The sequence below is a fragment of the Fictibacillus enclensis genome (assembly GCF_030123385.1).
Classification (GTDB): Bacteria; Bacillota; Bacilli; order Bacillales; family Fictibacillaceae; genus Fictibacillus_C; species Fictibacillus_C enclensis.
In genome coordinates, this window is record NZ_CP126109.1 from 1,964,865 (window position 1) to 1,988,740 (window position 23,876).

Genomic DNA, 23,876 nt, shown 5'->3' on the forward strand with positions numbered 1-23,876 from the left:
TACATCCCTTGTCCATCCATATATTTATACGTATAGCTTAGGTTTTTAGACCATATCTTAAAAAGGACAACAGTTAGGAGGTAACCCCAATGCACAGGCCAATTGTCGGTTTGGCACTAGGTTCAGGAGGAGCACGGGGCTTTGCACATATCGGTGTGATCAAAGCGCTCCGTGAGGCGGGAATTCCCATTGACATGATCGCGGGAAGCAGCATGGGTGCACTTGTGGGAGCGATGGTGGGAATGGGCCATAATAATGAAAATCTCATAAAAATGGCAACTTTGTTTAAAAGAAAGTATTATATGGATTATACAGTTCCAAAAATGGGTTTTGTTTCTGGCAAAAAAATAAAGGAATTGATCCGGCTCCTTACACAAAATAAAAGGATAGAAGATACCATTATTCCGATTTCCATAGTAGCTACGGACCTGATCAAGGGCGAAAAAATCGTCTTTCGAAATGGACCGATTGCTGAAGCAGTCCGGGCCAGCATCTCTATACCGGGTATCTTTGTTCCCGAAAAGATAGATGGAAGGCTGCTGGTCGACGGGGGAGTCATTGAAAGGGTACCAGCTGCAGTCGTCAGGGAAATGGGTGCGGATATCGTGGTTGCTGTGGACATTTCCCATTTTAAAGCTCAGCCTGAGATGGCTTCCATTTTGGACGTGATTGTTCAAAGCATTGATATTATGCAAAGAGAGATTGTGCGGTATCATGAAATCTCTGCTGATATTATGGTGCGGCCCATGGTTGAACAATTCAGTTCCACCGCTTTTAAAAATGTGAACGAAATCATATCAATCGGGGAAGAGGCCGGAAAAAGCAAAATTGAGAGCATTAAGCATAAAATTGAGACCTGGAAGGAGAACAATCATGAAAGATACACAGAATCCCCGGAAGATGGGATGGGTCAATAGACTTTCACTGATTGGCATTATCGTAATTGCCCTAGTGATTGGCTTGTACCCATTGCCCTACTACGTAACATCACCTGGCAGTGCCAATGAACTGGCACCGATTATCCATGTCAAAGGCGGGGATAAAGAACAAGGAAGCTTTATGCTGACGACTGTCCGAATTGGCAAAGCCAATATTCCGCAGTATTTGTATGCAAAAGTAAGTGATTACAGGGAACTGCTTCCCGCTGATAATGTAAGAGCAGAAGACGAAACTGACGAAGAATACAATCAGCGCCAGCTGCAAATGATGCAGGACTCCCAGCACGCTGCTACTGTTGTTGCCTACAGGAAGGCCGGTAAGAAAGTGGATATCATCAGCAAAGGTGTCTACGTTACCGGCATCATTTCCGGCATGCCTGCCGAAGGGAAACTGAAGGTCGGAGACGAAATTGTGGAGCTCGAAGGAAAGCCGGTTAAAACAACAGAGGAGCTTTTGAAACGGTTGGCCGATAAGAAAGCGGGAGACAAAGTAAAACTGAAGGTGCTAAGAGGCAAGAAAACGCTGAACCGGACGGTGGCGCTTGAAAAATTCCCGAAAAAGCTGAGCCAGAATAACGAAAAACGGGCGGGAATTGGTATTACATATCCTGTGACAGACGTAGAAATCAAGGTAGACCCACCAATCAACATAAAAACGAGCGAAATTGGAGGACCATCAGCCGGACTTATGTTCTCTCTTGAAATTTTGAACCAGTTAACTGAGGGAGACATGACAAAGGGCCATAAAATTGCGGGTACCGGTACCATCAACATCAATGAGGAGGTTGGTCCAATTGGCGGCATCCAGCAAAAAATTGTTGCTGCTGACAAAGCGGGAGCTGAAATCTTCTTCGCACCTGTAAGCGACAATAATTATAAAGATGCCGTAAAGGCCGCCAAGGATATTGACACCTCCATGAAAATTGTTCCGGTTAAGAAAATGGATGATGCTCTGGATTATTTAAAAAAATTAAAAACTAAAAAATAAGGGTCAAATGAATAGACCCTTATCTTTTTGAAAGCGTAAAGGAGGGGTACTGTATTCCTCCTTTATTTTTTTTGTAAGAATGGTTTGCGGATAACCGCCGAAGTAAACCGCCGATACACGCTTTTCCAGGTCGATCAACGGGTGCTGCATTTTGGAAAGAGTCGTAAGAACGGGAAGATCCGCCTGCTTTTTAACGGCATTTAAATAGCATTGTCCTACATCGCTCATCCCCAGTATCCGGAGGTAAGGGGGACCTTCCTTTAAAGCCGCCTCTGCATCGGGTCTTGAGATATGATTCAGGATGTGAAGACACATTCGCTGCAGCCTTGTCCATGTGTATCGTTTGGTTTTTAAAGCAGCCATGAAAGAATGAAAAGAATCAGCGTGCCGGATGGTCTCCTTCAGCCGGTATTCCAAACCTTCTTCAACCTCATAAAGGTTTCGCAGTTCTTCTGCAGATGTAGCCAGCAGCTTGTAACGCAAGAGGGGAAACAGGGAATCCCATGTCGTGAACTGTCCATTTTCCTTCAGGTAGTGTGAAAGGATCAAGGATGTATCGGAAGGAACAGCTTGTTCAATGGAAGAAACGCAAGGCTTCTTGGAGCTGTTCAAGGTTTTTCGAATGGCAGTTGCACTGGCAATCTTATGGGCGTCCATGCGTTCTTCATGGAAAGACGCACCAATGCGTTTGATGGTATGTGCCTCCATTGGTACATGGCTGTTAACGATGGCTTTTACATATTCCATTCCCAATATATTGTTTGGTTGTGATAAATCCAGGGCAGCGGAATCCCATGATAGGGAATCCGCGGCAAGAGAGGAAGCTTTAGGAAAGGAGTATCCTTGTTTGCTGTATGAATGGAACGCTTCATCATATAAATCCTTTTGCTTCTCCAATTGGGAGATCGTATGGTAAAATAAATCAATATTTCCGGACTCGCTTCCAAAACAAAGAGTCTTTGCTCTTAAGGCCTGAAGCAGTCTGACCCCCGCTTGTGCGAAAACCGGAGCAGGCGACACCGCGTACAAATAGGGAAGTTCTATAATAAGATCCGCGCCGCCCATAAGGGCTGTCTTTGCTCTTTCCCATTTAGACATAATGGCAGGTTCTCCACGCTGAAGAAAGTTGCCGCTCATGACTGCGATTATACAATCGCTTTCTGTTTGTTTTTTTGATAGTTGTAAATGATAAGAATGACCGTTATGAAATGGATTGTACTCAACGATGATGCCACAGGCTTTCATGATCTGCCTCCTTGTTGATTGCTGTAATGGTACTTTTATTTTAACTTTAAATGCCTAAGCTTGAAAGAATATGCTGTAAAGATATTATGTTGACATTTCTCTTTATGGCCGATATAATTATTACTGTTGCCTTGAGGTGAAACGATATGAAATGGTCACTACAGGAATTAAAAAACTTTTATCGAAAACCGCTTGAATTTGATGAGTATGTTGATGCAAGTGAACTTAAGTCGCTTGATAAAGAAATACGCGATATACCACCTGTTCATGTTAGCGGACATGCTGATGTAACACAGCAAAGAGCTACCTTTTACCTGAACATTCAGGGAGAAATGACGCTTCCTTGTGCGAATACATTAGCGGATGTCCATTTTCCATTTTCGATAAAAACAACCGAAATCTTTCTTCTTGATCCTTCCTATACGGTACCGGTGGATGAGGAGAACCTTCATACTGTAGAAGGTCACTTTCTCGATCTGATGCCATATATACAAGAGCAAATTCTGCTTGAAAAGCCGATCAAGGTGGTTGCCGGGGCTGATGCGCCGGATAAAAAAGCACCGCCTGAGGGAGAAGGATGGCAGGTCGTTACCGAGGAAGACCGCAAGAACCGGATTGACCCGAGACTTGCCGATCTTGCGAAGTTTTTTGACAAAGACAAATCGTAAAAAATTGGTGATCTGAATGATTCGGACCCATACCTATTTTAAGGAGGTGGATAACATGGCAGTACCTTTTCGCAGAACTTCCCAAACCCGCCAAGCCAAGCGCCGTACACACTACAAGCTTGAAATGCCTGGTATGGTAAAATGTCCACAATGTGGAGAATACAAACTATCTCACCGAGTATGCCGTGAATGCGGTTCTTACAAAGGAAAAGAAGTAATCAGCAAATAATGAAGAACAGGAAGCCCTATGAGGTTTCCTGTTTTTTTATTTTTTTTTACACAGTGGTGAACTCTTTGCTTGTTTAAAGGAGTTTTTCAGTTGAAAAACGAACTATATGGATGAAGCGAAGGGGGAATTTTTATGGTAAAAGTCTTGTATGAAATTAAGCAAAACATAGGCTGGATTACAATCAACCGGCCCCACGTGAGAAATGCCGTGGATTTTGAAGTCATCCAGCTATTGGAGAATTACATAGACCAAGCACGCCATAATGGCGATATTAAAATCCTGGTCATCAGGGGAGCAGGTCATGATGTATTCTGCGCGGGCGGTGATTTGAAAGCATTTTCCGGTCTAAAAACCTCAGATGAGGCATATAGCATGTTATCCAAGATGGGAAAGGTTTTAAAAAAGCTATTTTACTTTCCAAAGCCGACTGTGGCACTTTTGAATGGAACAGCAGTTGGAGGAGGGTGTGAGATTGCCGCGGCCTGTGATCTGCGAATTGCCTCGGCAAATGCCAAGGTGGGCTTCATTCAAGGAACACTGGGGATTACAACAGGATGGGGCGGAGGCACTTATCTGATGGAAAGAATCCCAAAACTGCAAGCTCTTGATTTGTTGTGGTCAGCCGGAAAAATCACGGCCAAACAAGCAGCAGAAAAAGGATTTTTGCAGCATTTAATCAAAAATGGAAGCCTGGTTGAAGAATGCTGCAGCTATTTGAACAGATATACAGAACACGCAGTTGAAGTACTTGAGGCCTATAAAAAAGTATATCTGGACAGCCTGCAAGGAAGAAACGTCGACAAAAGGGTGGAGGATGAAATAAAAGCGTGTGCCCAACTGTGGGAATCGGATGTTCATCACCATGCGGTTTCAGCCTTCTTTAATAACAATATTTAAGCGGATAATACGGTCAAATTGCTAAGTATAGTATCCTGGCGAATGGGAAAACGTACGATGGAGACGTTCATCTTACTAGAACTAAAGTCTATCTTATCTAGTAATAGCATATCTATGTAAAAACGACATAAACAATGGAGGGATTAGGTTGACTGTAGTTCGCCAGGATGCTTGGAACCAGGAAGAGGATGTATTGCTAGCAGAAGTTGTTCTTCACCATATCAGAGAAGGGAGCACACAGCTTGCAGCATTTGAAGAAGTGGGAGAAAAGCTTTCAAGAACATCTGCTGCCTGTGGGTTCCGATGGAACTCACTGATTCGCAAACGGTATGAATCTGCAATTGCCATTGCCAAAAGGCAAAGAAAAGAAAGAAGCAAAGGCAAAAGTACGTCCGAGGAAAGCAATGACCACATGGTAGATCAGGCTGCAAAACAGGAAGATTATAGGGTTGCAAAAGAAAAGGTTTTGTCGTTGGATGATGTTATTGTCTTCCTGAAAAATTTCAAATCTTCCGAAGAAAGGCGTTCCGATCAAGAAATGATTAAACTCCGGAACCAGGTGGAAGAGCTAAAGTCCCAAAATGCCCAATACCAGACCCACCTTCAAAAACTGAATCATGAATACAAACTGGTATGTGAGGACTATAAGGCGCTCATTGAAATTATGGACCGGGCCAGAAAAATTGTCGGGACAGAGGAAGAATCCGGTTCTCTCATGTTTCAGGTGGAAGGACTTCAGAAACTGGAAAAATAAAAAAGATGGCGAACCCGCCATCTTTTTGCTGTCATGAGATCGGTTTTAATGTGTTTGTTCTGTAACACCCTTTGGAAAATAGACATATGGATTTTCCCCACGGTCTCGTTCTTCATTATACGTTACCGCTTCGAAGCCCATCTTCTCCCAAAAACCGCTTGATTGCTGTCTGCCATTCGTTTTGACAGGAAGGTTAAATGACTGCGCAAATTGAACGAGCGCTCTTCCATAGCCTTTGCCGTGGAATTGAGGCAGTACTTCAAGCTTCCACAATTCGAAATAATCCTGCGGAGGGCTAAAATAACGGTCGTAAGCAGCCTCAATTCGATATAAACTCATTCGGGCAACCAATTTGTCGCCAAAATAAATACCGTAAAATGGAGACTCACTGTCATTTTCAATAATGTTGTCCTGAAGGTCTTCGAGCATCGACAATTCCTGTATGCCATATTCCTTGAACTGCTTGAACTCTTCAAGTGTTTTATAGTTGACTACCAGGCGTTTTACGGCGTACTTTTCTTTGGTGTTCATTTTCAGTTCCCCCTCTAATGACTCTGTTGAAGATCTCACTTTTAGTATATACTAATTATGCTAAAAATTCTTTAAAAAAGAAATATTCGTTTTGTTGGCGTTTCCGCAAAAGGAATTTTGGTTGGTTTTGTCGAAATAGCTTATTTAGGCAGCGAAGGGAGGATATATAGTGAAAAAAATACTAATTGCAAACAGGGGAGAAATAGCGGCCAGGATTGTACGCACCTGTCAAGAGATGGGGATAGAATCCATAGTGGTATATTCGGATGCTGACAAAGATTTGCCTTATGTACAGCAGGCCACACGCTCCTATCATCTTGGGGAGCCTCCGGTTGTAAAATCCTATTTGAATCAGGACAAAATCATTGAAATTGCCAAAAAGGAAAATGTGGACGCTATCCACCCGGGCTACGGCTTCCTCTCTGAAAATGGAACATTTGTTAAACAAATAGAAGAGCTCGGAATCACGTTTATCGGTCCGTCATGGCAAGTAGTAGAAGCTATGGGAGATAAGGTAGAGGCAAGACGAACGATGGAAAAAGCGGGGGTTCCGGTAGTGCCGGGAACGATCGATCCAATTAATGATGCAGAAGAAGCACTGACCATTGCCAGTCAAATAGGCTACCCAGTGATGCTGAAGGCAAGCGCAGGTGGCGGCGGAATCGGAATGGTAAAGTGTGACAATGAAGAAACATTAAAAAAACAATTTGTATCCAGCCAGCAAAGGGCCAAGATGTATTTTGGCAATGACCGCATGTTTATTGAAAAATACATCAGTCCGGCACGGCATATTGAAGTTCAGGTGTTTGGTGATCAACAGGGCAATGTCATCCATTTGTTCGAGAGAGATTGTTCCATTCAAAGGCGTCATCAAAAAGTTATTGAAGAATCGCCATCCCCGTATTTAACAGAGGAATTGCGCGTGAAGATGGGAAGAGCCGCAGTAAGGGCAGCTCAGTCGGTATCTTACACCAATGCCGGGACTGTCGAATTCATTGTCGACGAGAACGCAAATTTCTTTTTTCTGGAGATGAATACCCGGCTGCAGGTGGAGCATCCGGTTACCGAAATGACAACAGGTCTTGACCTGGTGAGGTGGCAGATCGAAGTCGCTGAAGGAAAACCACTGGCACTCCTGCAGAATGAAGTGCAGCAGCAAGGCCACAGTATCGAATTCCGTCTGTATGCCGAAGATCCGGCAAAGTTCCTGCCATCACCAGGAAAGATTAAGGATCTGCGCCTTCCGGAAGGAGAAGGAATCCGGATCGACGCTGGATATGAAAAAGGAAATACGGTTTCGCCTTTCTACGATCCAATGATTGCGAAAATTATTGTAAGCGATTCCAACAGGGCGGATTGTCTCAAAAAAGCCTCTGAATTCTTTGATTCATTTTATTTGGAAGGAATCAAAACCAACGCCCCGCTGTTCAAAAAAATACTGGAAGATATCGATTTTCAACAAGGAAACTATACAACGGGTTTTTTAATGGAAAAGCCCAAGCTGATTGAACAAAACCAATAAGAGTGGAGTGTTTGAACATGAAACAGGTAACAGCATCTATGGCAGGAACAGTATGGAATATCGCGGTTTCAGAGGGGGAACAAGTCACTGCCGGGCAAAGTGTGGTTGTTCTTGAATCCATGAAAATGGAAATTCCTATTGAAGCGGAAGCAGCAGGTACGGTAGAAGAAATAAAAGTAGCCGTTGGGGATTTCGTAAATGAAGGAGATGTGCTGGTCACTCTGGCCTGATGTATATGGGCTGAACGAGCGCTCACTCTTTAATGCAAACGGAGGGATACCATGGATTCTACAAAAACAGATGTGTCGTACGAAACACTAGTCAGCAAGATTAAGGAAGGCGGGGCACAAAAGTATCACGCCAAAAATGCTTCTCAAAATAAACTATTTGCCAGAGAGCGCCTTTCGCTATTATTTGATGAAGGGGAATTTTATGAGGAAGATGGATTGTTCGCGAATAATCAGGCTGGCGATCTTCCGGCAGACGGAGTCATTACGATAACAGGAAAAATAAACGGTCAGACCGTTTGTGCCATGGCTAACGATTCGACTGTCAAAGCGGGGTCATGGGGAGCGCGGACAGTTGAAAAAATTATCCGCATTCAGGAAACGGCACAGCGCCTGAAGGTTCCGATGCTCTATTTGGTCGACTCGGCCGGTGCACGGATTACAGACCAAATTGATATGTTTCCCAACCGCCGGGGGGCAGGAAGAATATTTTACAACCAGGTGAAAATGTCCGGCATGGTTCCGCAGGTCTGCCTGTTATTTGGACCTTCAGCAGCAGGAGGGGCTTATATCCCTGCGTTTTGTGACGTGGTCATCATGGTGGATCAAAATGCTTCCATGTATCTTGGATCACCGAGAATGGCGGAAAAAGTCATTGGTGAAAAAGTGACGCTGGAAGAAATGGGCGGAGCAAGAATGCATTGTACAGTAAGCGGGTGCGGAGATATTCTCGCAGCGGATGAAAAGGAAGCCATCGCTCATGCAAGAACCTATTTATCGTATTTTCCAGCCAATTATAAGCACAAGCCGGAAATTACGGAGGAAAAACCACCTGCGCCCGGAAGGGAAATTGGCGAGATCGTACCCAAAAACCAGAACGTTCCTTTTGATATGTACGAGTTTATCAACAGGGTAGCGGATGAAGGCAGCTTTTTTGAAATCAAGAAACTTTTTGCGGCCGAACTTGTCACCGGCTTTGCAAGGATCAAAGGTCGGCCGGTAGGATTGATCGCCAACCAGCCGAAAGTAAAAGGCGGCGTGCTGTTTGTTGACTCTGCTGATAAAGCAGCTAAATTTATCACGCTATGCGACGCGTTTAACATTCCGGTCCTCTTTCTCGCGGATGTACCAGGCTTCATGATTGGTACAAAAGTGGAGCGTGCAGGAATTATCCGCCACGGAGCGAAGCTTATTGCCGCGATGAGTGATGTGACTGTGCCTAAAATTTCCGTTATTGTGCGGAAGGCCTATGGAGCAGGCCTTTATGCGATGGCCGGTCCGGCGTTTGAACCGGACTGCTGTATTGCCCTGCCTACTGCACAGATTGCTGTAATGGGACCGGAGGCAGCTGTTAATGCCGTATACTCCAACAAGATCAATGAAATTGAAGATCCGAAAGAACGCGTGATGTATGTTCAGCAAAAGCAGCAGGAGTACAAAGAACATATTGACGTTTATAAGCTCGCATCCGAGCTGATCATCGATGATATTGTTGAGCCGTCTCATTTAAGAGAAACGCTTTATCAACGACTTGTTTTCTTTGCTTCAAAAGAAATGGTATTCAGCGAAAGAAAGCATCCTGTTTACCCTGTATAACATAAATGTTGCCCCGCTGCTGGTAAGCAGCGGGGCTTTTTTCGTTGATGGCGGGAATATCCCTTTGAAAGATTTAGCACACTAACTGAAATCTTTCTTTGTGATAAGATGAAGAATAATACAAAAAGACAGGGGACGAACAAAATGAAGGTTGCGGTCATAGGAGGGGGAGCTATTGGACTTCTTTTTGCGTCCTTTTTCAGTCAAGAGGGATTTGACGTAACAGTATGTACAAGAACAAAAGATCAAGCAGATCTTCTAAATAAAGACGGGATTAGCGTAAAAACGGGAACAGAGGAAGAGGAGAATTACAAAATTTGTGCAGCTGTTCTGCCCGAGTACCATGAACTCCCGGATTATGCGGTTGTTTGTGTGAAGCAGAATGGATTGGAAACTGTTATTTGTGATTTGCGCCAAAGGCAGGAATTTCAGAGAAGCACCCTGGTTTTTATCCAGAACGGAATGAGTCATCTTGAAAAGCTGCAAACCTTGCCACAGGATAACATCATCGCAGCTGTAGTGGAGCACGGGGTGAGCAAAATGACTGAAAGCAAGGTAAACCATACCGGATGGGGGAAAGTGAGGGCATCTTCCTTCAGAGGAAGCATCGAGTTGCTGTTTTGGGAAAGAATGAAAAAGTATGGCTTCGAAGTGGCACTGGCAGAGCAATTGTCTGGAATCATGCAGGAAAAGCTGGTCGTAAACAGTGTGATTAACCCGATCACTGCCTTGTTCGGCGTAAAGAATGGCGAAGTGTTGACCAACCCTCATTTAAAAATACTGGCAGAAAGGCTTTTTGATGAAGCTTATATCTCTCTAGGAAGAACCGATCGGCAGTCTCTCTGGTCGTATGTTCTGAAAATCTGCACAAAAACAGGAGAAAACCGGTCATCCATGCTCAGGGACATAGATAATGGACGTGAGACAGAGATAGACGCAATCAGCGGTTACCTGATGTCGCAGGGCAAAAAGCAAGGTTTTGATCTCCCGTATACCTCATTTGTTTATTACGGGATAAAAGCACTTGAGCAGAAGAACAAAGAGTAATCGGGTGATTGCTGCCCCTTCTTTTGCATACAGTGACAGTAAGAAAATAACGTGTGCTGAAAACGCGAGCATTTCATTTTGGTGGAGATACTGTAGTTTGCTATACTCTATAAGCAGTTGCATACATAGAGAAAGGACGTACTTTTATGAGGATCGATGAATTCCCTCTGCAAGATAAAAATCAAATAGCATCAACTTATTCAGCTGCTGCCCCTACAGTTGAGCACCTCTATGACTATCCTCGGTTTTCCCAGGATATCATGGAACAAAGAATGCGGGATCTCAGCAGCCGTGAGTTTGAGCGTGAAAAATTGGCGAATTATCTTTCTGATTATAATTTTCAATTTTCCTGCTCAAAACAAACTCTGCAAAATATTGATAAACTGAAAGATCCTAAAACAGTAGCGGTTATCGGCGGGCAGCAGGCCGGCCTATTGACCGGGCCTCTTCTTACTGTTCATAAGTGCATCAGTATCATCCAGTTTGCCAGATGGCAGGAACGTCAGCTCGGAGTTCCTGTTGTCCCTGTGTTCTGGATTGCGGGGGAAGATCATGATTATGATGAAATTAACCATGTGAATGTCCTGAAAAATGGGCATCCGGAAAAAATTTCATTGCCTCCTCTAAATTCGTTGAAAACGTCTGCCACATTAATGGAATGGGACAGCGGGAAAGCGGCCGAGTGGGCAGAAACGGTGTTTAGGGAATTCGGAGAGACGGCTGAAACCAAAACGCTTCTTTCAAAGGTAAAAGAAACCTTTGCCTCTTCAAAAACTGTCGTTCATTCCTTTGCTCAATTAATTTCAGAACTGTTTGGGGAGTTCGGCTTAATTGTAGTGGATTCCGGTGAACCTCATTTCAAGCGGCTTCAAACTGGCATGCTGGAAAAAATGGTGTCCCGGAACAAGGACCTTGATCAGGCATTTGTAAAAGGGATGGAAAAACTCGCAGAACAAGGGCTGCCAGCACCGGTGGAGCTTCAGGAAAATAATGCCCATCTGTTTATTTATCATAATCAGGAGAGGCAGCTGTTGTTCCGGAACGAAAACGGAGATTTTCACACGAAAAGCAATGAAGTTTCGTATAGTGCCCAGGAGCTTTTGTCCTGTACGAAAGATAAGCCAGAACTGTTCAGCAACAATGTGGTTACACGTCCCGTCATGCAGGAAAGCTTGTTTCCAACCTTGGCTTTCATAGCCGGTTCTGGTGAAATTGCCTATTGGTCGGCGCTGAAAGAAGTATTTCATCTTTTTGGCTTTAAAATGCCTCCGCTCGTTCCAAGGCTGTCCATTACACTTATAACCGAGAAAAACGAGAAACAGATGCAAGAAACGGGTTTAACTCCAAGAAAAGTTCTTCAGCAAGGAACAGATTCCAGTAAACAGGAGTGGTACGAAACCCACAAGCCGTATGAAACGGAAAAGGTGTATGCGGAGACGATTGCCGAAATGGAAAGGGCGCATGAACGCATGAGAACATTGGCAACTGAGATCAGCCCTTCCCTTCAAAAGGTGTCGGAAGTCAATTTGAACCGCATTAAAAAAGAAATCGCGTATTTACACACCAAGATGGACCATGCGGTTCGAAAGCAATTTGTGGAGCCTCTCTCGGTTTTTGATCAGCTTCAAAATGACCTTGCTCCATCCGGTGTGCTCCAGGAAAGAGTTTGGAATGCCTTCCTTTATATCAACCAGTATGGGAGCGGCTGGATCGGACGGCTCGCAAACGAAAACCTGGCGTTTAACGGCATGCATAAGCTGGTGTACCTGCCATAGTTTGGCAGTTCAAAATGAAACATAATTATCCTGTAAAAAAATCCTGCTGCGACAGCAGGATTCTTTTTTTTGTCGGCGAATAATTTGGTAGTGGTGGAAAGTGGGGTATTGTGGTAGAGTTAGGGGAGAAAGTGGGGGATGTCCTATGTTCATGGGTGAATATCAACATAACATCGATGAAAAAGGACGTATGATCATTCCTGCTAAGTTCCGTGAGAGCCTGGGCTCAACCTTTATTCTTACACGAGGTATGGATCAGTGTATCTTCGGCTACCCCCTGGAAGAATGGCAGGTTATTGAAGAAAAGCTGAAAAGTCTGCCCTTTACCAAAAAAGATGCACGAGCTTTCACCCGCTTCTTCTTTTCCGGTGCAGCAGAATGCCAGTTGGACAAACAGGGGAGAGTAAATGTAGCTCCACAGCTCAGAGAATACGCCAAACTAGAAAAAGATTGCGTAGTGATAGGTGTATCGAATAGAATTGAGATTTGGAGCAAACCAATTTGGGAGAACTATTTTGCAGCTTCCGAGGAATCTTTTGGTGAAATTGCCGAGAGCCTTATGGACTTTGACCTGTAACAGTTCCCAAGCTCTCTGACTACATACAAGGAAGGATAACAACATGTTTGACCATATAACTGTACTGAAAGAAGAAGCCGTTGACGCATTGAATGTGAAACCAGACGGAGTTTATGTTGATTGCACTCTTGGAGGAGCAGGCCACAGCGCATTAATACTCTCAAAACTGACATCAGGCCACTTGTTTGCTTTCGACCAGGATGACACGGCCATTGACCATGCAAAAGCTGCACTTCAAGAATATGAAGGAAACTTCACCATCATCAAAAGCAATTTCCGCTACATTAAAGAAGAACTGCAGGAACGTGGAGTTACAAAAGTGGATGGAATTTTGTTTGATCTTGGCGTCTCTTCTCCTCAATTGGATGAAGCAGACAGGGGGTTCAGCTATCAGTATGATGCGCCGCTAGATATGAGAATGGATCAAAGCGCAGCCTTATCAGCTCATGAAGTCGTAAATGAATGGCCGTATGAAAAGCTTGTTAAGATTATTTTTCAATATGGCGAAGAGAAGTTCGCAAAGCAAATCGCAAGGAAAATTGAGGCTGCCCGCAAAAGTCATGTGATTGAGACGACCGGTGAGCTGGTTGAATTGATTAAAGATGCAATACCTGCACCGGCCAGAAGGACGGGAGGACATCCGGCAAAGCGAACCTTTCAAGCCATCCGGATAGCGGTAAATGATGAATTGAAGGCATTCGAAGAAGCACTTGAAAATTCTGTTGAACTGCTGTCGGTGGGAGGCAGGCTCAGTGTCATCACCTTCCATTCACTTGAAGACAGAGCCTGCAAAACGATTATCAAAAAACACAGCACAGGCCCAGCATTACCGCCGGGGCTACCCATCATACCGGAGGAATACCAACCGGTGTTAAAGAACATCACGAGAAAGCCGATACTACCACGTGAAGAAGAAATTGATGTCAACAGACGTTCACGTTCGGCCAAACTGCGAATCGCAGAAAAACAAAAATAAAGGAGAGTTATGGGTGAGTAATTTAGCGTATCAAACACAGAGACAACAACAAGAACCGAAACAAACTTACGTGCAACAGCCTCAGGCACAGCCGAGAGTCAGAACCTCACGTGTAACAAAAGGGGAAAAAATTCTATGGAGTTTTGCCTCCCTATTATTGATTGCCGGTGCGATCTTTATGGTTTCCAACTATGCCTCCATCTACAAAGTGAACTCCAGCATTCAATCGGTTGAACGTTCAATTTCTTACGAAAACAAAGTGGTGGACGACCTAAAGCTCCAGGTTACTGAACTCAGTGCACCAGACCGCATTCTAAAAATCGCTAAAGAAAAGCTGGGGATGACTCTTAACGATAAAAACGTAAAAGTGCTGGAAAACTAAGCGGGATTCAGGTGTTGAAAATGGAGAAAAAATTCAAATTCAATTGGGGAGCAGGGGCGATATTAGCTGTTTTTATCCTGCTCTTTTTTGTGTTGATGGGAAGGTTTTTCTATATTGCCTATACAAAGAATATAGAGAATGTCGATTTGGTCGCCTATGCAGAAAAAAAGTGGACACGGTATCAGACACTGGATGCAAACCGCGGGACAATCTACGACCACCGCGGACAGCCGCTTGCTGAGGACATTCCTTCTTATACGCTCTATGCCGTTTTGGATAAAAAGTTTCCGCATATTAAAGATCCAGAAAAAACGGCGGAGCAGTTAGCTCCCATTCTGGATCGGGAGCCGGATGAAATTGAAGAAACACTTTCCAAACCGAAACGGTTTGAAGTACAGGTACCAGGAGGAAGACAGTTAAGCCACAGCAAAAAGGAGAAAATCGACAAACTGAAAATTGACGGCCTTGAGTTCAAAGAAGAAACCAAGAGATATTACCCGAATCAAACGTTTGCTCCTTATGTCCTCGGTTATACCAATGAAACCGGGCAGAATGAGATCACAGGGGCATTGGGGCTCGAAAAGACGCTCGATAAATATTTAAAAGAAACCAATGGAAGCCTGTCGTTTAAAAGCGATACAAAAGGAGTGAAGCTTCCAGATCCGAAAGAAAAAGTGAAAAAGCCTAAAAATGGATCAAATGTATACCTGACGCTGGATGAAAAAATACAGCTTGTCCTGGAACAGGCCATGACGAAGGCTGATAAGAAATACAACCCAGAGAAGATCATCGGCATCGTGGCAGATCCAAAAACTGGGAAGATTCTTGCCATGAGCAACAGGCCTGCATTTAATCCGAACAAGCGGGATATTAAAGATTTTACAAACCGTGCCATTTCGGATCCATATGAACCCGGCTCCACAATGAAAATCTTTACACTGGCCGCAGCGATTGAAGAGGGCGTTTACAACGGTAACGAAACCTACAAATCCGGGCAATATAAAATTCCTCACAACCGCCCGATCAGTGACCATAATAAGGTGGGCTGGGGAACCATAACCTTCAATGAAGGGGTCCAAAACTCTTCCAATGTTCTGTTCTCCAAACTTGCAAGGGAGAAGCTGGGCTATGACCGGCTGTTGAACTATTTGAAAAAGTTCGGACTCGACAAGCCGACAGGAATTGATTTGCCGAACGAAAAATCCGGAAGAATTCTATATAATTATGAAATTGAAAAGCTGACAACCGCCTTCGGACAAGGTACCACGGTTACGCCGATCCAACAGATCCAGGCGGCCACTGCGATTGCCAACGGAGGCAAGATGATGAAGCCGTTTGTAATCGACAAGGTGGTAGATCCGGCAACCAAAAAAGTCCTGCTGCAGCATAAACCGGAAGTTGTTGGAAATCCTATTTCGGCAGAAACAGCAAAAGAAGAAAGAGATATCCTGGAAACGGTTGTAACAAAAGGGACCGGAAAGCCCTACCAAATTAAGGGGTATTCCATCGCCGGAAAAACGGGAACCGCACAGGTGGTAGATAAAGAGACGGGTCAATATGCACATGGGTGGGGACAAAACATATTCTCCTTCATGGGCATGGCCCCGAAAGATGATCCTAAATTGCTTGTTTATGTGGCGGTAGATCGGCCTCATCTTAAGCCGACGGAGCTGGGTTCCTACCCTGTTGCCGATATTTTTACGACCGTTATGAAAAACAGTCTGCAATATATGAATATTGAGCCGGAAGAAGAAAAGAAAGAGAAAAAAACGGTATCTGACAGCTCTGTCAAAATAAATGATTATACGAGTAAAGCGGCATCCGCTGCTGAAAGTGAACTGAGGAGCTCAGGGATGAAACCTGTGACGCTGGGAAGTGGTTCAGAAGTGGTTTCCCAACAGCCTGCCGCAGGGTCGCGCCTGCTTCCTGGAGAGAGGGTTATTTTGCGCACGGATGGTAATGTGCAAATGCCGGATCTTACGGGCTGGTCACTCTCCGACGTTTTGAAATTTTCCAAGATGATGGATCTGGATGCATCGGTTAAAGGAACAGGCTACGCCGTTAGCCAAAGCCTGAAAAAGGGTTCAATCGTCAAAGAGAAGGATTATCTCACTGTTGATTTTCAAAAACCGGAAATGCCGTCTGTCAATTTGAGTGACGAAGAGGAAAGCGGAACATCTCAATAGCAACGATGAAGGACTGAACAACACTGTCCTTCGTTCTAATCGCCTATGTACAAGCATATATTGGAACGAGCCATGTGGAGGAGGTAATCATGTGCGTGTTTCAAATGTGACGGTGCGTAGGCGATTAATTTTGGTGTTAACTTTCGGTCTTTGTATCTTTTTTATCATCGGTGTCCGCCTGGGATATGTGCAATTTGTGATTGGTGACTGGCTTACGGGAAAAGCCTTGGACTCATGGAGCCGGAACATCCCGTTTGAACCGCAGCGGGGTGAAATTTTGGACAGGAATGATGTACCGCTGGCGACCAATGTCAGTGCCCCCACCGTTTTTGTCATCCCCAAACAGATTTCGGACCCTGTGGAAACATCAAAAAAAATGGCTGCTGCGCTGGATATTTCCCAGCTTGATGTATATAAAAAAATAACAAAAAAGTCTTCCATCATCCGCATGGATCAGGGTGGGAGAAAAATCAGCAATGAAAAGGCAAACCAAGTGAGGGAGCTTAACCTCTCCGGCGTCTTTATTGCAGAAGACAGCAAAAGACATTATCCTTTTGGCAGCTATCTGTCCCATGTTCTCGGATTTGCCGGGATCGACAATCAGGGGCTTATGGGGCTTGAAGCATACTATGACAAAGAACTAAAAGGCACAAAGGGGCATGTCTCGTTTTTCTCTGATGCAAGGGGACGCCGAATGCCTTCGCTTTCCGATGATTATGAACGCCCGAAAGATGGATACAACCTTAAATTGACCATTGATTCCAAAGTACAAACGATCATTGAACGGGAGCTGGACATTGCACAGGCAAAATATAATCCAGACGGCGCTGTAGCGATTGCGATGAACCCGAATACAGGGGAAATTCTGGGCATGACGAGCCGGCCGGATTTTAATCCTGAAGAATACCGGAAAGTATCACCGGAGGTTTATAACCGGAATTTGCCGGTTTGGGCGAACTATGAGCCAGGATCTACGTTTAAAATTATAACTTTGGCAGCGGCCATTGAAGAAAATAAGGTCGACCTTGAAAAGGATCACTTTCATGATCCCGGTTCCATTGAGGTGGGAGGCAGAAAGCTGCGCTGCTGGAAAAGAGGAGGACACGGCAGCCAGTCATTTTTAGAAGGTGTACAGAATTCATGCAACCCCGGCTTCGTCATTCTCGGACAGCGGCTGGGCAAGGAAAAGCTGTTTTCCTATATCAAAAATTTTGGCTTCGGCCAGAAAACGGGCATCGATCTTCAGGGAGAAGGAACCGGGATTTTGTTTAATTTAAAAAATGTTGGACCCCTTGAACTCGCGACCACAGCTTTTGGCCAGGGGGTGTCGGTGACACCGATTCAACAGGTCACTGCGGTATCTGCAGCCATAAATGGCGGCTTTCTGTATGAACCCTATATTGCCAAAGAACTCGTCGACCCGGCAACAGGGAAAACCGTGATGAAGCAAACGCCTAAACTGAAGAGGCGGGTTATCTCGGAAAAAACATCCGAAGAAGTCCGCCATGCACTGGAGACAGTAGTTGCCCAAGGAACTGGTGGCAATGCCTTTGTCGATGGCTACAGGGTTGGAGGCAAAACAGGAACAGCACAGAAAGCCAAAGACGGGAAATATCTTCAAAACAACCATATTGTATCGTTTATCGGTATGGCGCCGGCGGATGACCCACAGCTGGTTGTGTATGTAGCGGTCGATAACCCGAAAGACACCATACAGTTCGGTGGAACAGTGGCTGCTCCAATTGTAGGGAAAATCATCGATGACAGCCTGCGCGCCATGGGGGTTGAAAAAAGAAAGAATCAGATCGAAAAGAAAAAATCCTGGCTGGATCAGGAGCTGATCAAGGTTCCAAACCTGGTTGGAAAAACAGCCAAAGAAATAAAGGGTTCATTGTATGATTTGAAAATCCAGAGTTCGGGTAGCGGAAAGTATGTTGTTAAACAGGCACCTGCTCCTGGCGTAAAACTGAAACCCGGATCGGTTATTCGCCTGTTTATGGGTGACAAACCGGGTTCGGAGGATTAAAATAGATAAGAATGCAAAATAGCCGGGCGCAAGCCATGGCTTCTTTTTCTGATGAGAACACTTTTAGAAAGGTCTTGATAACGTGGAACTTAAAACACTAGTAAATCATTTAATAAACTATAAAACAGATGATGAAATGAACGTGGAAATTACATCGATTGAAATGGATTCAAGAACAGCAGGGCCAGGAAGTCTGTTTGTATGCATTGAGGGCTACACCGTAGATGGGCATAACTATGCCAGGCAGGCGGTAGAAAACGGTGCTTCAGCGATTCTTGCTGAAAAACCGCTTGAGGAAATTGATTCTGTGCCGGTCGTTATTGTTAATGATACCAAAAGGTCTCTGGCGGTTCTGGCCAATGTCTTCTATGATCATCCCACTACGAAACTTCATTTGATCGGCGTGACGGGCACAAATGGGAAAACAACAACCTCCCATCTGATTGAGCAGATATTTGCAGATTCGGGCAAAAGAACAGGAATGATCGGTACCATCGACATGAAAATAAACGGTGTGAGCCATAAAGTCGCCAATACCACACCCGAATCTCTTTTTCTGCAAAAGGCATTCAAAGAAATGAATGACCAGAAAGTGGAAGCCGCCGTTATGGAAGTTTCATCCCATGCTCTTGATATGGGCCGTGTGCGGGGCTGTGATTACGATATTGCGGTATTTACCAATTTAACACAGGATCACCTGGACTATCACAAGGATATGGAAACCTACTTGAGGGCAAAAGGCCTTCTGTTCGCACAGCTTGGCAATACATACGCCGGGAAGAAGGAAAAAATCGCGATTCTAAACCGAGATGACAAAGCATCCAAAGAATTTGAGAAAATGACAGCCGCTCAAATTTTAACCTACGGTATTGAACAAAAAAGTGATATTATGGCGAAGGATATTAAGGTGACCGGAAAAGGCACGACCTTTACGCTGGTTACACCTTTTGAAGAAAAACAGGTCTCACTGAAGCTTGTTGGCAAATTTTCAGTATACAATGTTCTGGCTGCTGTTTCGGCCACGCTTTTATCCGGAATTCCGATTGACTCCATCATCAGAACCATGGAAAATGTTAAGGGAGTACCGGGGCGGTTTGAAACGGTGGATGAAGGCCAATGTTTCACGGTTATTGTGGATTATGCCCATACACCCGACAGCCTGGAGAATGCTCTCGTTACCGTGAAGGAGTTTGCGGTCGGAAAAGTGATTTCAGTAGTAGGCTGCGGCGGAGACCGTGACCGCACCAAACGGCCGCTGATGGCAAAGATTGCGGCGGAGTATTCCGACATCGCCATCTTTACTTCAGATAATCCACGGACAGAAGATCCAGAAGCCATATTGCAGGATATGCAAGCCGGAGTGGAAGACAGAGAATATAAAGTCATACTGGACCGCAGAGATGCGATCAACTATGCAGTTAACCTGGCAGAAGAAAATGATATTATCTTAATTGCCGGAAAAGGACATGAAACCTACCAGATCATCGGAAAAGATGTGCTGGATTTTGATGACCGGAAAGTAGCTGCAGAAGCGATTGGAGCGAAATAGTAATGAAACTCGATTTAAAAGAATTGATAGGGATAGCTGCGTCCACACGCGGAAATATTGAGAGTACAGTGATTCAGGAAGTAACCAAGGATTCAAGGGAGAACTCCCCTCAGTCGCTGTACATTCCGATTGCAGGAGAGAAATTTGATGGGCATAACTTCTTATTACAGGCGATTGAGCAGGGAGCGGTAGCCTCACTTTGGCAGGAAGGTACGCCGATTCCCCAAGAGCTGGACCCAGCGTTTCCTCTTCTCATTGTGAAGGACACCATTGAAGCGCTTCAGCAGGCGGCCAGGGTATTTTTGAAAAAGGTCAAACCAGTTGTGATTGGTGTAACAGGCTCCAATGGGAAAACAACAACAAAAGATCTGCTTGAAGCGGTAGTTTCCACCTCCTTTAAGACACACAAAACCAAAGGCAATTATAACAATCATATTGGTCTGCCACTTACGATTCTATCCATGGACAATGATACGCAAGTGATCATTCTTGAAATGGGAATGAGCAACTTCGGAGAAATATCACTGCTCAGCAAGCTGTCACAGCCCGACTTGGCGATTGTGACCAACATCGGTGAGTCGCATATTGAATATTTGGGGAGCAGGGAAGGTATCGCAAAAGCGAAGCTCGAGATTAAAGATGGTTTGAAAGAAGGCGGCCTTTTAATCGTAGATGGAGATGAGCCTTTGCTTTCCCATCTTTCCTCACCGAACGTTCTCAAATGCGGATATGATGAAGACTGCACGGTGAAAATTGTGAATCAGGAAGGCGACGAAGATGGATTCACGTTTGGCCTTGAGGGAGAATCAACGATCTATTCCTTGCCGCTTTTAGGTACACATAATGTGAAGAATGCTGCCTATGCCATTGCGGTCGGTCACTATTTGAATATCGAAGACAGCGCGATTAATGAAGGACTGAAAAATATTACCCTCACGAACATGCGTCTGGAAAAATATCGCGGGCAGCACGGAGCACTTTTAATCAATGATGCTTACAATGCGAGCCCGACCAGTATGATAGCTGCGATCCAGGCTGTTAAAGACTTGCCAAATTACAAGAAAAAAGTATTGGTGCTTGGGGACATGTATGAGCTTGGCCCTTCCGAGGAAGAGATGCACCGGGGAGTCGCTGCCCATATTGACGAAACCATTTCAGAGGTCATAACGGTAGGGGAAAAAGGCAAATGGATTGGCGAAGAGATTAAGAAAAAAAATATTCCGGGCCAGAATGTTTCTGTTTTCCTTACCAAAGAAGAAGCAGCCGGGGCCATTTCCTCTCTTTTATCAGAAGACACGGTTGTTTTGTTTAAAGCATCACGCGGTATGGCGCTTGAATCCATTGTGAAACCATTTATTGATGATGTCCAGGAGGCAGGAAAATGATTGAACAAGTATTATTATTTACACTTCTTGCTTCTTTTCTCATTGCTGTATTAAGCTCGCCATTTTTTATTCCTTTCTTGCGAAAATTGAAATTCGGGCAAAGCATTCGTGAAGAGGGGCCGAAATCGCATCAAAAAAAGTCAGGTACGCCAACAATGGGCGGCATTATTATCATTGTCGCGCTCGCGCTTGCCACTTATATCATGACATGGAAGTTCTTCGGATTGAAAACAGAAACATACCTCCTTCTGCTGGTGACCATCGGGTATGGCATTGTCGGTTTTCTTGATGATTTTATTAAAGTGGCCAAGAAAAGAAATCTGGGGCTTACCTCCAAGCAAAAGCTGGTGGGCCAGCTGGTTATTGCAGCCATCTTCTACATTGGCTTGATCAAAACCGGCTTTTCAACTGAAATTAATGTACCGGGAACCGATTTTTCTTTTGATGTCGGCTGGTTTTATCCTGTTCTCGTTGTCGTTATGCTGATTGGGGCTAGCAACGCTGTCAATTTGACCGACGGACTTGACGGGCTTCTTTCCGGTACAGCTGCAATTGCCTTTGGCGCTTTTGCAGTGCTTGCATCGAACCTTCATCATTATGAAACTGCTCTGTTTTCTGTGGCAGTGGTTGGTGGCGTTTTGGGCTTCCTTGTATTTAATGCACATCCTGCAAAAGTATTTATGGGAGACACCGGGTCGCTCGCGCTTGGCGGAGCGATTAGTGCCATCGCCATTATTTTAAAGCTGGAGCTGCTCTTGGTGATTATCGGAGGGGTATTTGTCATTGAAACCTTGTCGGTTATGCTTCAGGTTGCGTCATTTAAGACGAGAGGAAAACGAATCTTTAAAATGAGTCCTCTTCACCACCATTATGAACTTAGCGGCTGGTCGGAGTGGAGAATTGTAGTAACGTTCTGGAGCGTTGGTCTGCTGTTTGCAGCCCTTGGAATCTATTTAGAGGTGTGGGTATAAAATGAATGAAATGAATGCTTTTCAAGGGAAACATGTGCTGGTTCTCGGGTTGGCTAAAAGCGGTTTTGCTGCAGCCAAACTTCTTAAGTCTTATGGAGCTCAAGTCGTTGTTAATGACCGAACTCCATTCGAAGAAAATGAGCAGGCTAAGGTTTTGTCCAATGAAGGATATGAGGTGATTTGCGGAGAACATCCTCTTTCCTTATTGGACCGTCCTACTGATTTTGTGGTTAAGAATCCTGGAATCCCTTATAGCAATCCAATTGTGAGTGAAGCCGTAAAGCGGGAGATTCCTGTGATCACTGAGGTAGAAATCGCAGGGCTGGTGTCGCGCGCGGAAATGATCGGCATTACAGGATCAAATGGCAAGACAACGACGACAACCCTTATTGGAGAAATGCTGAAAAACAGCGGTCGAGAACCGGTTGTTGCCGGGAATATTGGCACCGTTCTTAGTGAGGTGGCGGATCGTTCCAAGGCATCGGAAATTATTGTGGCAGAGCTGTCCAGTTTTCAATTGATGGGCACCCAAGCCTTTGCACCAAAAATTGCGGTGCTTCTTAATCTGTTTGAGGCCCACCTTGACTATCATGGGTCTTTTGAAGACTATGCAGCTGCCAAAGGGAAAATTTTCGGCAACCAGCAGGAAAGCGATTTTGCCGTTTATAACCAGGACGATGAAGCGGTGTTAAATCTTGTTCTTCAGTCAAAAGGAACAAAAGTACCGTTTTCTGTGAAGTCGGAATGTCCGGAAGGGGCATACATAAAAGCAGGAAGCCTTTACTTTAAAGGTGAAGAAATCATTTCATTGAAAGAGATCGTGCTGCCAGGTCAGCACAATTTGGAGAACATTCTTGCAGCGGTTGCAGCTTCCAAGCTGGCGGGTGCGAAAAATGAGCAGATCCAAAAGACATTAAAAACCTTTACCGGAGTTAAACACCGCCTTCAATATGTGGATACCATTCAGGGACGAAAGTTCTATAACGACTCTAAGGCCACAAACATTCTGGCTACACAAAAAGCGATTTCGGCATTTGGCCAAAAAATCATCCTGCTTGCCGGCGGGCTGGACAGAGGAAATGAATTTGACGATCTCGTTCCGCAGCTGAAGCAGGTCAAGACGATCGTTTTGTTCGGCCAGACTGCTCCAAAGCTTGAGCGTGCAGCCAAAGCTGCGGGAATAGAAGACATCAAACTGGTTGATAATGTGGAGGAAGCCGTTCCTGCCGCTTATCAGAGCTCTACTGAAGGCGACGTTATCCTTCTTTCACCGGCTTGTGCAAGCTGGGACCAGTTTAAAACTTTTGAACAAAGAGGGGACATCTTTATCAACTCTGTGCATAAACTTAAATAGAGTTTGTACATGCTGGTTTTGGAACGAGCAAATACAGTAGAGTTGAGGTGTTT

At 44.7% G+C, this 23,876-nt stretch carries 22 protein-coding genes; 20 read left to right on the plus strand and 2 right to left on the minus strand.

What is annotated here, in order from left to right:
• The first annotated feature begins 89 nt into the window (after positions 1 to 89).
• Both QNH15_RS10545 and QNH15_RS10550 read left to right on the plus strand, forming a co-directional pair.
• Positions 90 to 917 carry a patatin-like phospholipase family protein gene (locus QNH15_RS10545; protein WP_061969223.1) on the plus strand — a complete coding sequence of 276 codons (828 nt, stop codon included), beginning with the start codon at positions 90 to 92 and terminating at the stop codon, positions 915 to 917.
• The gene (locus QNH15_RS10550) at positions 874 to 1,926 is read left to right on the plus strand and encodes a SepM family pheromone-processing serine protease (RefSeq protein ID WP_283894556.1); all 1,053 of its coding nucleotides are present in this window, start codon (positions 874 to 876) and stop codon (positions 1,924 to 1,926) included. Before QNH15_RS10545 ends, QNH15_RS10550 begins: the two co-directional genes overlap by 44 nt.
• Positions 1,927 to 1,929: 3 nt before the next feature.
• Here QNH15_RS10550 and QNH15_RS10555 read toward each other — a convergent pair whose 3' ends face one another.
• A complete protein-coding gene (locus QNH15_RS10555; RefSeq protein WP_283894557.1) occupies positions 1,930 to 3,171 on the minus strand; it encodes a nucleotidyltransferase in 1,242 nt (413 codons plus the stop codon).
• 146 nt (positions 3,172 to 3,317) lie between these two features.
• Between QNH15_RS10555 and QNH15_RS10560 the strand changes: the two genes are divergently transcribed.
• From QNH15_RS10560 to QNH15_RS10575, 4 genes are all read left to right on the plus strand, one after another.
• Positions 3,318 to 3,839: a YceD family protein gene (locus QNH15_RS10560; RefSeq protein WP_283894558.1), complete on the plus strand. Its 522-nt coding sequence runs from the start codon at positions 3,318 to 3,320 to the stop codon at positions 3,837 to 3,839.
• A 55-nt stretch (positions 3,840 to 3,894) separates the two neighbouring features.
• Positions 3,895 to 4,068, plus strand: a complete 174-nt coding sequence (gene rpmF / locus QNH15_RS10565; protein ID WP_007202619.1) for a 50S ribosomal protein L32 — start codon at positions 3,895 to 3,897, stop codon at positions 4,066 to 4,068.
• Positions 4,069 to 4,200: 132 nt separating this feature from the next.
• The gene (locus QNH15_RS10570; RefSeq protein WP_283894562.1) at positions 4,201 to 4,965 is read left to right on the plus strand and encodes an enoyl-CoA hydratase/isomerase family protein; all 765 of its coding nucleotides are present in this window, start codon (positions 4,201 to 4,203) and stop codon (positions 4,963 to 4,965) included.
• A 148-nt stretch (positions 4,966 to 5,113) separates the two neighbouring features.
• The gene (locus tag QNH15_RS10575) at positions 5,114 to 5,719 is read left to right on the plus strand and encodes an RsfA family transcriptional regulator (protein ID WP_283894564.1); all 606 of its coding nucleotides are present in this window, start codon (positions 5,114 to 5,116) and stop codon (positions 5,717 to 5,719) included.
• A gap of 45 nt (positions 5,720 to 5,764) precedes the next feature.
• Here the strand turns inward: QNH15_RS10575 and QNH15_RS10580 are convergent, their stop codons facing one another.
• Entirely contained in the window at positions 5,765 to 6,250 is a 486-nt protein-coding gene (locus tag QNH15_RS10580) for an N-acetyltransferase (RefSeq protein WP_283894565.1), read from the minus strand.
• Positions 6,251 to 6,419: 169 nt separating this feature from the next.
• On the opposite strand from QNH15_RS10580, the gene QNH15_RS10585 reads away from it, so the two are divergent.
• The 14 genes from QNH15_RS10585 (at position 6,420) to murD (ending at position 23,823) form a co-directional block, all read left to right on the plus strand.
• Positions 6,420 to 7,772 carry an acetyl-CoA carboxylase biotin carboxylase subunit gene (locus QNH15_RS10585; protein WP_283894566.1) on the plus strand — a complete coding sequence of 451 codons (1,353 nt, stop codon included), beginning with the start codon at positions 6,420 to 6,422 and terminating at the stop codon, positions 7,770 to 7,772.
• Positions 7,773 to 7,789: 17 nt separating this feature from the next.
• Positions 7,790 to 8,002: an acetyl-CoA carboxylase biotin carboxyl carrier protein subunit gene (locus tag QNH15_RS10590; protein ID WP_283894567.1), complete on the plus strand. Its 213-nt coding sequence runs from the start codon at positions 7,790 to 7,792 to the stop codon at positions 8,000 to 8,002.
• 51 nt (positions 8,003 to 8,053) lie between these two features.
• The gene (locus tag QNH15_RS10595) at positions 8,054 to 9,595 is read left to right on the plus strand and encodes an acyl-CoA carboxylase subunit beta (protein ID WP_283894569.1); all 1,542 of its coding nucleotides are present in this window, start codon (positions 8,054 to 8,056) and stop codon (positions 9,593 to 9,595) included.
• Between the two features lie 144 nt (positions 9,596 to 9,739).
• On the plus strand, positions 9,740 to 10,642 hold the full coding sequence (locus tag QNH15_RS10600) for a 2-dehydropantoate 2-reductase (protein ID WP_283894571.1): 903 nt from the start codon (positions 9,740 to 9,742) through the stop codon (positions 10,640 to 10,642).
• Between the two features lie 146 nt (positions 10,643 to 10,788).
• On the plus strand, positions 10,789 to 12,417 hold the full coding sequence (bshC, locus tag QNH15_RS10605) for a bacillithiol biosynthesis cysteine-adding enzyme BshC (protein ID WP_283894573.1): 1,629 nt from the start codon (positions 10,789 to 10,791) through the stop codon (positions 12,415 to 12,417).
• Between the two features lie 145 nt (positions 12,418 to 12,562).
• On the plus strand, positions 12,563 to 12,994 hold the full coding sequence (gene mraZ, locus QNH15_RS10610; RefSeq protein ID WP_090233143.1) for a division/cell wall cluster transcriptional repressor MraZ: 432 nt from the start codon (positions 12,563 to 12,565) through the stop codon (positions 12,992 to 12,994).
• 43 nt (positions 12,995 to 13,037) lie between these two features.
• Positions 13,038 to 13,970 carry a 16S rRNA (cytosine(1402)-N(4))-methyltransferase RsmH gene (gene rsmH / locus QNH15_RS10615; protein ID WP_283894576.1) on the plus strand — a complete coding sequence of 311 codons (933 nt, stop codon included), beginning with the start codon at positions 13,038 to 13,040 and terminating at the stop codon, positions 13,968 to 13,970.
• A gap of 13 nt (positions 13,971 to 13,983) precedes the next feature.
• On the plus strand, positions 13,984 to 14,352 hold the full coding sequence (ftsL, locus tag QNH15_RS10620; protein ID WP_283894577.1) for a cell division protein FtsL: 369 nt from the start codon (positions 13,984 to 13,986) through the stop codon (positions 14,350 to 14,352).
• Between the two features lie 20 nt (positions 14,353 to 14,372).
• Positions 14,373 to 16,538, plus strand: a complete 2,166-nt coding sequence (locus QNH15_RS10625) for a penicillin-binding protein (RefSeq protein ID WP_283894578.1) — start codon at positions 14,373 to 14,375, stop codon at positions 16,536 to 16,538.
• Positions 16,539 to 16,629: 91 nt separating this feature from the next.
• Entirely contained in the window at positions 16,630 to 18,564 is a 1,935-nt protein-coding gene (locus QNH15_RS10630) for a stage V sporulation protein D (protein WP_283894579.1), read from the plus strand.
• Positions 18,565 to 18,646: 82 nt separating this feature from the next.
• Positions 18,647 to 20,113, plus strand: a complete 1,467-nt coding sequence (locus QNH15_RS10635; protein WP_283894580.1) for a UDP-N-acetylmuramoyl-L-alanyl-D-glutamate--2,6-diaminopimelate ligase — start codon at positions 18,647 to 18,649, stop codon at positions 20,111 to 20,113.
• Between the two features lie 2 nt (positions 20,114 to 20,115).
• Complete coding sequence (locus QNH15_RS10640) at positions 20,116 to 21,498, plus strand: UDP-N-acetylmuramoyl-tripeptide--D-alanyl-D-alanine ligase (RefSeq protein WP_283894581.1); 1,383 nt, start codon at positions 20,116 to 20,118, stop codon at positions 21,496 to 21,498.
• Positions 21,495 to 22,469, plus strand: coding sequence for a phospho-N-acetylmuramoyl-pentapeptide-transferase (mraY, locus tag QNH15_RS10645; protein WP_061969260.1), 975 nt, complete (start codon positions 21,495 to 21,497; stop codon positions 22,467 to 22,469). The genes QNH15_RS10640 and mraY overlap by 4 nt, the downstream gene beginning before the upstream one ends.
• A gap of 1 nt (position 22,470) precedes the next feature.
• Positions 22,471 to 23,823 (plus strand): UDP-N-acetylmuramoyl-L-alanine--D-glutamate ligase, encoded by a 1,353-nt coding sequence (murD, locus tag QNH15_RS10650; RefSeq protein ID WP_283894584.1) that lies wholly within the window; start codon positions 22,471 to 22,473, stop codon positions 23,821 to 23,823.
• Positions 23,824 to 23,876: the final 53 nt, after the last annotated feature.

What these genes read in the sequence shown, in the direction of transcription:
- rsmH (WP_283894576.1), top strand. Translation starts at nt 13,038, where the DNA reads ATGTTTGACCATATAACTGTACTGAAAGAAGAAGCCGTTGACGCATTG.
- murD (WP_283894584.1), top strand. Translation starts at nt 22,471, where the DNA reads ATGAATGAAATGAATGCTTTTCAAGGGAAACATGTGCTGGTTCTCGGG.
- QNH15_RS10570 (WP_283894562.1), top strand. Translation starts at nt 4,201, where the DNA reads ATGGTAAAAGTCTTGTATGAAATTAAGCAAAACATAGGCTGGATTACA.
- QNH15_RS10640 (WP_283894581.1), top strand. Translation starts at nt 20,116, where the DNA reads ATGAAACTCGATTTAAAAGAATTGATAGGGATAGCTGCGTCCACACGC.
- bshC (WP_283894573.1), top strand. Translation starts at nt 10,789, where the DNA reads ATGAGGATCGATGAATTCCCTCTGCAAGATAAAAATCAAATAGCATCA.
- QNH15_RS10545 (WP_061969223.1), top strand. Translation starts at nt 90, where the DNA reads ATGCACAGGCCAATTGTCGGTTTGGCACTAGGTTCAGGAGGAGCACGG.
- mraY (WP_061969260.1), top strand. Translation starts at nt 21,495, where the DNA reads ATGATTGAACAAGTATTATTATTTACACTTCTTGCTTCTTTTCTCATT.
- QNH15_RS10550 (WP_283894556.1), top strand. Translation starts at nt 874, where the DNA reads ATGAAAGATACACAGAATCCCCGGAAGATGGGATGGGTCAATAGACTT.
- QNH15_RS10580 (WP_283894565.1), bottom strand. Translation starts at nt 6,250, where the DNA reads ATGAACACCAAAGAAAAGTACGCCGTAAAACGCCTGGTAGTCAACTAT.
- QNH15_RS10560 (WP_283894558.1), top strand. Translation starts at nt 3,318, where the DNA reads ATGAAATGGTCACTACAGGAATTAAAAAACTTTTATCGAAAACCGCTT.
- rpmF (WP_007202619.1), top strand. Translation starts at nt 3,895, where the DNA reads ATGGCAGTACCTTTTCGCAGAACTTCCCAAACCCGCCAAGCCAAGCGC.
- mraZ (WP_090233143.1), top strand. Translation starts at nt 12,563, where the DNA reads ATGTTCATGGGTGAATATCAACATAACATCGATGAAAAAGGACGTATG.
- QNH15_RS10590 (WP_283894567.1), top strand. Translation starts at nt 7,790, where the DNA reads ATGAAACAGGTAACAGCATCTATGGCAGGAACAGTATGGAATATCGCG.
- QNH15_RS10555 (WP_283894557.1), bottom strand. Translation starts at nt 3,171, where the DNA reads ATGAAAGCCTGTGGCATCATCGTTGAGTACAATCCATTTCATAACGGT.
- QNH15_RS10625 (WP_283894578.1), top strand. Translation starts at nt 14,373, where the DNA reads ATGGAGAAAAAATTCAAATTCAATTGGGGAGCAGGGGCGATATTAGCT.
- QNH15_RS10600 (WP_283894571.1), top strand. Translation starts at nt 9,740, where the DNA reads ATGAAGGTTGCGGTCATAGGAGGGGGAGCTATTGGACTTCTTTTTGCG.
- QNH15_RS10595 (WP_283894569.1), top strand. Translation starts at nt 8,054, where the DNA reads ATGGATTCTACAAAAACAGATGTGTCGTACGAAACACTAGTCAGCAAG.